Raw genomic sequence first — 2,923 nt, 5'->3', positions numbered from 1 at the left:
CCGCGTCCTTGCCGACGAGGTCCGCGGAGGGCGCGGGGAAGAAGAGGTAGACGTTGGCGAGCCGAGCGAGGAAGTAGCTGCGGGGCCTCGCGAGGGTGACGCGCAGGGTGTGCGGGTCCACCGCCTCGAGGCCGACACGGGCGAGCGCGGCCTGGACCTGCTCGGCGGGGGCGCCCTGGTCCTGGAGGGCGAGCACCTCCTGGGCCCCAAGGAGTTCGGCCAGCTCGCCACGCTCGCGGCCCTGGAGGGCACGGCGCCAGCCGAAGACGAAGTCCTGGGCGGTGAGGGGGGTGAGCCCATCGGACCAGCGCACGTCGTGGCGGAGGTGGAAGGTGTAGACCTCGTGGCCCTCGGCGGTGCGGGTGCGCTCCCATCGCTCGGCGAGCCCGGGCTGGACGGAGTGGTCCTGACCGAGCGTGGTGAGCCCGCGCTGGGTGGCGAGCATGACGGGGTAGTTGGCCCAGCTGTTGGGGTCGGAGAAGCTCCAGTCGAGGGTGGTGGGCATCGCGGGGACGATGACCTTCACGCCGGGGTCGGGCTGGAACCCGCATGGACCGCAGGCCCCGGCCGCGAGCACCAGGGCGAGCACCAGGGCGAGTCGGGGGAGACGAGAGCGCGGAGCCACCGGGAGGGGTTGTACCGCGTCGAAGAGGAACATGGGGTCCCGAGTTCAGTCCCCTCCCCTCGCCCCCCTGGAGAGGGACGGGGTGAGGCTACTTCTCCGGGGGGTTCTGGGGGTTGGGCGTGAGTCCCCGGAGGGGAGCGTCCTGGCCCAGGACGATGAAAGGCGCCCAGTAGTGGGGATGGGGTTGGGTCCGCCGTAGCGCGCGCATGGCCTCTCGCAGCGCCGCCGCCCTGCCCTGCCCCGCCAGCAGGTTGCGGTAATAGGCCTCCATCAACGCGCTGGTCGTCTCGTCGTCCACCTTCCAGAGACTCGTCACCACCGTCTCCGCTCCCGCCACGAGGAAGGCCCGGCGCAGCCCATACACCCCCTGCCCCATCTTGACGTCGCCTCGACCGGTGTCACACGCGGACAGGACCACCAGCTGGGTGCCCCACAGGTCGAGGCCCGCCAACTCCAGGGCCGTGACCAGCGCGTCGTCGGGCGAGGGCGAGGGGACGCCGGGGATGGTGGGCGTCGACGTGCTGGCCCCGGCGAGGAGCAGGCCGGAGCGCAGCAGGGGCTCCGGAGGAGGCGCGGTGGTGTCCTCGCCCAGCGCACCGAAATGGCCGACGGCGCGGGAGCCCCTGGGAGCGGGGGCATCCTCCAGGAAGAAGCCATGGGTGGCCAGGTGGAGGATGCCGGGGCTGATCAGGTGCAACAGGCGCAGCTTGGTGGCCTCCGGGCCGAGGAAGAGCTGGGCCTGGGGATACAGCCGCTGAATGGCCTCGGCCTCCCTGCGGGTGCCCGGCAAGGGGACGGCGTTCCAGGCGCGGCGCACCGGGTCCTCGCGCAGCGAGGAGAAGAAACGCTCGACGGAAGCGGTGCGTTCGGTCCGCGTTGAAGCCTCGTCCGAGGAGGCGGCGGGTGGCACGAGCGAGGCGCTGAAGTCCGGGTCGGCGAGGACGACCACGGAGGCGGCGGGGGCTATCTCCTGGGAGCGAGGCAGCAGGTCCTTGCCGGAGGTGAGCACGGTGAAGTCGAAACCATCCACGAGGAACTGGTGGCCGTCGTGCAGGGCGGAGAAGGGCACCAGGGCCAGCTGACCATCCGGCGAGAGGAACAGGCGGCGAGTCTTCCCCAACAGCGGAAGCAGGGGTTGGAAGGCGAGTCGGTAGAGCGCCCGGGCGTGCTCCTCGAAGGCGGCATCCCGGTTGGCCAGGGTGACACGCAGATGCGAGGCGGCCGAATCAATGGGCTCCGCGGGCCCCAGGTCGAGGGCGCGAGTGGTGGCATCCGGAAAGAGCACCAGGGCCAGGTAGCGCAGCCCGGACTTGCGTGTGGCGGAGGTGGGGACGAGCGGGCGGTCCTCATAGGTGACGAGTTCGACGAGGGCGCCGTCCTTGGGCAGGGATTGGGCGACACGGTCGACGATGTCGGCGGGGGACGGCAGCGCGGCCAGCACGCGCAGGGGGGCGGAGCGCTTGGCGAGGCCGGCTTCGAGGGCATCACCCTGCTCGGTGAGTTCCTTGAGCTGTTGTTGGTAGGCCGGCAGTGGCAGCGAGCCGGGACCCTTGAGCGAGAGTCCGGCCAACTGGGTGCGCAGCCCGCGCAACTGTTCGAGGGTGTCATGCTCCTGTGTGCCGAGGCTCCGGTAGACCGCGCGGGAGATGCTGGCCGTCTCCTCCACGGAGCGGCCTTTGAGGAGCAGGGCGGCGCTCAGGGCCAGGCGTCTCATGCCAGCGTTGCCTGGCTGCGCGCGCAACAGCGCATAGAGGCGCTCTTCCTCGGCGCGCAGCAACTGGAGGAAGCTGGCCAGGCGCGCCTCGGAGAAGTCGAGCGCCTCGTGACGCAGGCGCTGCTCGGAAATGGCGAAGGCACGCGTGAGCAGCGGAACGGCCTCGCCGGGGCGCTGCTGAGCCAGCCTGAGCAAGGCGAGGCTGTTGAGCGAATCGGCGATGGTGAAATGGTTCTCGCCGACGGTCGCTTCCCGGATGGCGAGCGCTCGTTTGAAGAGTGGCTCGGCCCGGCCGTACATCCCCTGGTCCGCGTAGAGGTTGCCGAGATGGTGGAGCGAATCGGCGACGTGGGGGTGGTTCTTGCCAAGCGCCGCTTCCCGGATGGCGAGCGCGCGTTGTTGAAGCGGCTCGGCCCGGCCGTACATCCCCTGGGTATGGTAGAGGGCGGAGAGGCTGCTGAGTGACTCGGCGACGTCGGGATGGTTCTTGCCTAGGGCCGCTTCTTGTATGGCGAGCGCTCGCTGGTAGAGCGGCTCGGCCCGGCCGTACATCCCCTGGTCCTTGTAGAGGTTGGCGAAGTTGT

At 70.5% G+C, this 2,923-nt stretch carries 2 protein-coding genes; both read right to left on the bottom strand.

The features are described 5' to 3' along the window. Positions 1-658, bottom strand: a 658-nt coding sequence (locus tag VF794_RS22825) for an ABC transporter substrate-binding protein (RefSeq protein WP_331113778.1), incomplete at its 3' end; no start/stop codon positions are given. Positions 659-713: 55 nt separating this feature from the next. Beyond that, the coding region (locus VF794_RS22820; RefSeq protein ID WP_331113776.1) for a CHAT domain-containing protein at positions 714-2,923 on the bottom strand (2,210 nt) is incomplete at its 5' end.

Source organism: Archangium sp. (assembly GCF_036389735.1).
Lineage (GTDB): Bacteria > Myxococcota > Myxococcia > Myxococcales > Myxococcaceae > Archangium.
This window is presented reverse-complemented; position numbering and strand designations above follow the sequence as displayed.